Consider the following 4,962-nt stretch of genomic DNA (forward strand, 5'->3'; position numbering starts at 1 on the left):
GCCGCGAAGCCTCCCTCGGTCTGGCTCCAGATGAGCAGTTGCCCGGGCCGCTCGGCGCCTGGACCGAGACGCGGGACGCGCCCGCGCCGCCGCCCGAGTCGTTCCGCGCCTGGTGGGCCCGGACCGGCGGCGGGCGCGAGGAGGGGGAACGGTGAACGCGCGCGAGGAGATCCTGCGCCGGATCGAGCGGGCGGCGCCCGCCCGGCCCGCCGCCGAGGTCGCCGCCGCCTACGGGCGGATCGACCGCGGCTACCTGCGCCGCCACCACGAGGACGCGATCCTCGACCTGTTCGCGGAGCGGGTCGCCGACTACCGCGCGACCGTCCTGCGCGTCGCCGCGGCCGACGTCGCCTCGACCGTCGCCGAACGGCTCGCGGCCCGTCCCGGCGCCTACGGCGTCCCCTCCGGCCTGCCGGAGGAGTGGACGTCCGCGACGGGGGCGGAGCTCGTGCGCGACCCGTCGGTCGCCTCCCTCGACGGCCTCGCCGGGGCGGTCACCGGCTGCGCGGCGGCGGTCGCGGAGACCGGCACGATCGTGCTGGACCACGGCGCCGGCCAGGGGCCGCGCGCCCTGTCCCTCGTCCCCGACTACCACCTGATCGTCGTCCTCGCCGGCCAGGTCGCCGCCGATGTGCCGGAGGCGCTCGAACGGCTCGACCCGCGGCGCCCGCTGACGTTCGTGTCGGGCCCGTCCGCGACGAGCGACATCGAGCTGTCCCGGGTGGAGGGCGTGCATGGCCCGCGGACTCTGGAGGTTGTGGTCGTCCAATGAGCGAAGCGATGTTCGCGGCCGTCGATCTCGGGGCGTCCAGCGGGCGGGTGATGGCCGGGCGCGTCGGGCCGGGCACCCTCGCCCTGGAGGAGATCCGCCGCTTCCCGAACCGCCCCGTGCGGGTCAACGGAACCCTGCACTGGGACATCCTCGGCCTCTACGGCAACGTCCTGGACGGGCTCCGCTCCGCCCCGCGCGGCCTGTCCTCGGTCGGCATCGACTCCTGGGCCGTCGACTACGGGCTCCTCGACGCGGAGGGCCGGCTGCTCGGCAACCCCGTCCACTACCGCGACGCCCGCACCGACGGCGTGATGGAGCGGGTGCGCGCCGAGCTGGGCGAGGACCTGCTCTACCGGACCTCGGGCCTGCAGTTCCTCCCGTTCAACACGATCTACCAGCTCGCGGCCGAGGACCTGTCCCGGGCCGCCACGCTGCTGCTCGTCCCCGACCTGCTGGCCCACTGGCTCACCGGGGAGATCGGCGCCGAGCGCACGAACGCCTCCACCACCGGGCTGCTGGACGTCCGGAGCGGCGCCTGGTCGGCGGACCTCATCGACCGGCTCGGCCTGCCCGCGCGGATCTTCCCGCCGCTGCACGACCCCGGCGCCGGCATCGGCACCCTGCGCGCGGACGTGGCGGCCGAGACCGGCCACGGCGCGCTGCGCGTCACGGCCGTCGGGTCCCACGACACGGCCTCCGCCGTCGCCGCCGTCCCCGCCGCCACCGACCGGTTCGCCTACATCTCGTGCGGCACCTGGTCGCTGGTCGGCGTGGAACTGGACGCCCCCGTGCTGACCGACGAGAGCCGCAAGGCCAACTTCACCAACGAGGGCGGCGTCGACGGGACCGTCCGCTACCTGCGCAACGTGATGGGCCTGTGGCTCCTCCAGGAGTCGCAGCGGACCTGGGGCGAGGCGGACCTGCCGGGCCTGCTCGCCGCGGCCCGGGGCGTGCCCGGCCTGCGCAGCCTCATCGACCCCGACGACCCCGAGTTCCTGCCGCCGGGCGACATGCCGGCCCGCATCGCCGCGCACTGCCGCCGCCGCGGGTTCCCCGAGCCGTCCACCCCCGCCGAGACCGTGCGCTGCATCCTCGACAGCCTCGCCCTCGCGCACCGCGCCACGCTCCGCCAGGCGGCGCGCCTGTCGGGGCGGGAGATCGACGTCGTCCACCTGGTGGGCGGCGGCAGCCGCAACGACCTGCTGTGCCGGCTGACCGCCGACGCGAGCGGGCTGCCGGTGGTGGCCGGACCCGTCGAGGCGACCGCCCTCGGCAACGTCCTGGCGCAGGCCCGCGCGCACGGCGCCGTCGCGGACCTCGCCGGGTCACGCGCCCTGGTCGCCGCCACCCAGGACCTGCGCCGCTACGAGCCGTCGGGCGACGAGGCCCGCTGGAGCGAGGCCGCCTCCCGCCTCGGCCTGGAGGACTGACCGGCCGCGGATGTCACGGTCCCGGGACGGTTTACCCTCCCGAGGTTGACATGGGACGCCCGAGGGCCGTTCATAGCTATGTACATACGGTCCAAGGCCGCCGTCGCGGGTGGGCAAGGCGCAGGCAGGGCGTGTTGTCCTGCCTTATTGACGTTCCACCCGATAAGGTGAATCCCGCTCGTTCAGAGGTACCGCAACAAGAAGCATGGCCACGGCGTATCGGCCGCCTGTCGCTGTTGGGGTGTGGACATGGAGGGTCGTGCGGCCCATGCCGCCGGGGGTCCCGGCAACGCTCCGCTCGTGGGGCGCCGGGACGCGCTGCACCGGATCGACCGCGCTCTCGACGCGGTCGAGAGCGGCTACGGCCTCGTCGCGCTGGTCGGCGAGCCCGGCGCCGGCAAGACGCGGCTGCTGAACGAGCTCGCGGACTGCGCGACCGCCCGCAAGCTGCCGTTCGTCGCGGGGCGCGCGGCCGAGTTCGAGCAGGAGATGCCGTTCGGCGCCGTGGTCGACGCGCTCGACGACCGCCTCGAGGAGCACTCCCTCGACCTGCCGCCCGGCGCGCTGCGCCTGCTCGGCACCGTGTTCCCCGCGCTCGCCGACCTGTCCGGCGACCCGCCCGCCGCCTCGCCGGAGTCGCGGGTGGCGCGCTACCAGCTGCACCGCACCGTCCGGCACCTGCTGGAGGCGCTCGCCGAGCCGTCCGGGCTGGTGCTGATCCTCGACGACCTGCACTGGGCCGACGACGCGACGATCGAGCTGCTGGACCACCTGGTCCGCCACCCGCCCCGGGCGCGGGTGCTGCTGGCGGTCGCCTACCGTCCGGCGCAGGCGTCGCCGCGGCTGGCGGCGCTGGTGGACGCGGCGGGCCCGCAGGGCGCGCGGGTGGCGGTCGATCCGCTCACCCAGAGCGAGGTCCGCGAGTTCCTCGGCCCGGACGTGGGCCGCGCGCGGTGCGAGGCCCTGTTCAAGGCCAGCGGCGGCAACCCGTTCTACCTCGAGGCGCTGGCCAGGATGGCGGGCGGGACCGCGCCCGCGTCCGGCGCCGGCCTCGACCCGCACTGGGAGAAGGGCGTCGCGAACCTGACCGAGGTGCCGCCGGCGGTGCGGGCGGCGCTGCAGGTCGAGCTGAGCGCGCTGCCGCCGAGGGCGCTGCTGATGGCGCAGGGCGCCGCGGTGGCCGCGGACGTGTTCGAGCCCGCGCTCGCGTCGGTCGCGGCGCAGATGGACCAGAACGCCGCGCTCACCGCCCTGGACGTGCTGACCGGCCACGACGTGGTGCGTCCCGCGCCGGGCGGCCGGTTCCGGTTCCGCCATCCCCTGGTGCGGCACGTCGCCTACGCCTCGACGGCGGCCGGCTGGCGGATCGCCGCGCACTCGCGGGTGTCGGAGCGGCTGGCCGAGCTCGGCGCCCCGGCGGCCGTGCGCGCCCACCACGTGGTGCGGTCGGCGCGCTTCGGCGACGCCGAGGCGATCCGGACGCTGCTGGAGGCCGCCCGCGCCGTCGCGCCGCAGGCGCCCGCGACCGCCGCGTACTGGCTGCAGGCCGCGCTGGACCTGATGCCCGGCGCCGGCGCCGGCGCCTATCCCGACCGGGTGGAGCTGCTGGTCGAGCTGGCCCAGGTGCAGGCCGTCAGCGGCCATGCCGAGGAGGGCCGCGAGACCGCCCGCACGCTGCTGGGGCTGCTGCCGCCGGACGACACCGTCCGCCGCGCCCGCACCGTGCACATGTGCGCGATCATGGAGCGCCAGCTCGGCCGGATCCACGAGGCCCGCGCCCTGGTCCTGGACGAGCTGCGCCGCAGCACCGACCGGCAGACCCCCGAGGCGGTGCTGCTGCGGATCCGGCTCGTCGCCGACCGGATCCAGCGGATCGACACCCGCGGCTCGCACGCCATCCTGGAGACCATCCCCGACAGCGCGCCCGGGTGGGGCCCCGGCCTGACGGCGGCGGTCGCGGCGATGCGCCCGATGGTCGCCTACGGGCGCGGCGAGGTCGCGGAGGCGATCGACCGCGCCCAGACCGCCGACCGGCTGTTCTCCGCGGCGTCCGACAACGACTTCGCCGACTGCCTCGACTGCTTCGCCTGGCTGGTGTTCGCCGAGTCGTTCCTCGGCATGTACGACGAGGCGCTGCGGCACGCCGAGCGGCTGGTGTCGATCACCCGCACGACCGGGCAGACGTTCGTGCTCGGCTACATGCTGTCCGGGCAGTCGCGCGTCCTCGCCCAGACGGGGCGGCTTGAGGAGGCCGCCGCCGTCGCCGACGAGGCCACCGCGGTCGGCCGCGACCTGCGCTCGCAGGAGGTGCTGGCCTACGGGCTGATCCAGCAGTGCCTGACCGCGTCCTGGATGGGCGACCACGAGCGGGCGCTGCGGGCCGGGGACGAGGCCGTCGCCAACGACACCGGGTCGGGCGAGTGGTGGACCCACATGGCGCATGTGGCCCGCGCCATCGCGGTGATCAACGAGGGCCGGCTGGAGGAGGGCGCCACCGCGCTGATCGCCGCCTGCGGCGACGGCACCCTCGGCCTGGACTTCAGCACCCTGGTGATCTGCGCGGAGGCGCTGGCGTCGGTCCGCGCCGCGCAGGAGAACGGCGCCGACGCGGCGCACTGGGCCGACATCGCCGAGGCGATCGCCGACCCGCTGCTGACCGGCGACGCCGGCCTGGCCCGGCTGACCCGGGCGCACGCGCTCCGCTCCGCCGACCCCGCCGCGTCCGCGGCGGTGGCGGCGGAGGCCGCCGACCTGCTCGCC

General features: G+C 76.2%; 4 protein-coding genes. All 4 read left to right on the plus strand.

The genetic code is table 11. From position 1 onward, the window contains the following. Window positions 1-38: 38 nt before the first annotated feature. Window positions 39-155, plus strand: a complete 117-nt coding sequence (locus tag ABD944_RS41970; protein WP_360358605.1) for a lactate utilisation protein LutB domain-containing protein — start codon at window positions 39-41, stop codon at window positions 153-155. Continuing rightward, on the plus strand, window positions 152-772 hold the full coding sequence (locus ABD944_RS41975; protein ID WP_345187803.1) for a LutC/YkgG family protein: 621 nt from the start codon (window positions 152-154) through the stop codon (window positions 770-772). Before ABD944_RS41970 ends, ABD944_RS41975 begins: the two co-directional genes overlap by 4 nt. Continuing rightward, the gene (locus tag ABD944_RS41980) at window positions 769-2,202 is read left to right on the plus strand and encodes a rhamnulokinase (RefSeq protein ID WP_345187806.1); all 1,434 of its coding nucleotides are present in this window, start codon (window positions 769-771) and stop codon (window positions 2,200-2,202) included. The genes ABD944_RS41975 and ABD944_RS41980 overlap by 4 nt, the downstream gene beginning before the upstream one ends. A gap of 249 nt (window positions 2,203-2,451) precedes the next feature. Next, window positions 2,452-4,962: ATP-binding protein (locus ABD944_RS41985; RefSeq protein WP_345187808.1), on the plus strand; the 2,511-nt coding region annotated here is incomplete at its 3' end.

The sequence above is a fragment of the Actinomadura verrucosospora genome, from assembly GCF_039540335.1.
GTDB lineage: Bacteria > Actinomycetota > Actinomycetes > Streptosporangiales > Streptosporangiaceae > Spirillospora > Spirillospora verrucosospora.

Excerpts from the sequence above, each read along its gene's own strand:
- ABD944_RS41980 (WP_345187806.1), top strand. The coding sequence starts at position 769 with ATGAGCGAAGCGATGTTCGCGGCCGTCGATCTCGGGGCGTCCAGCGGG.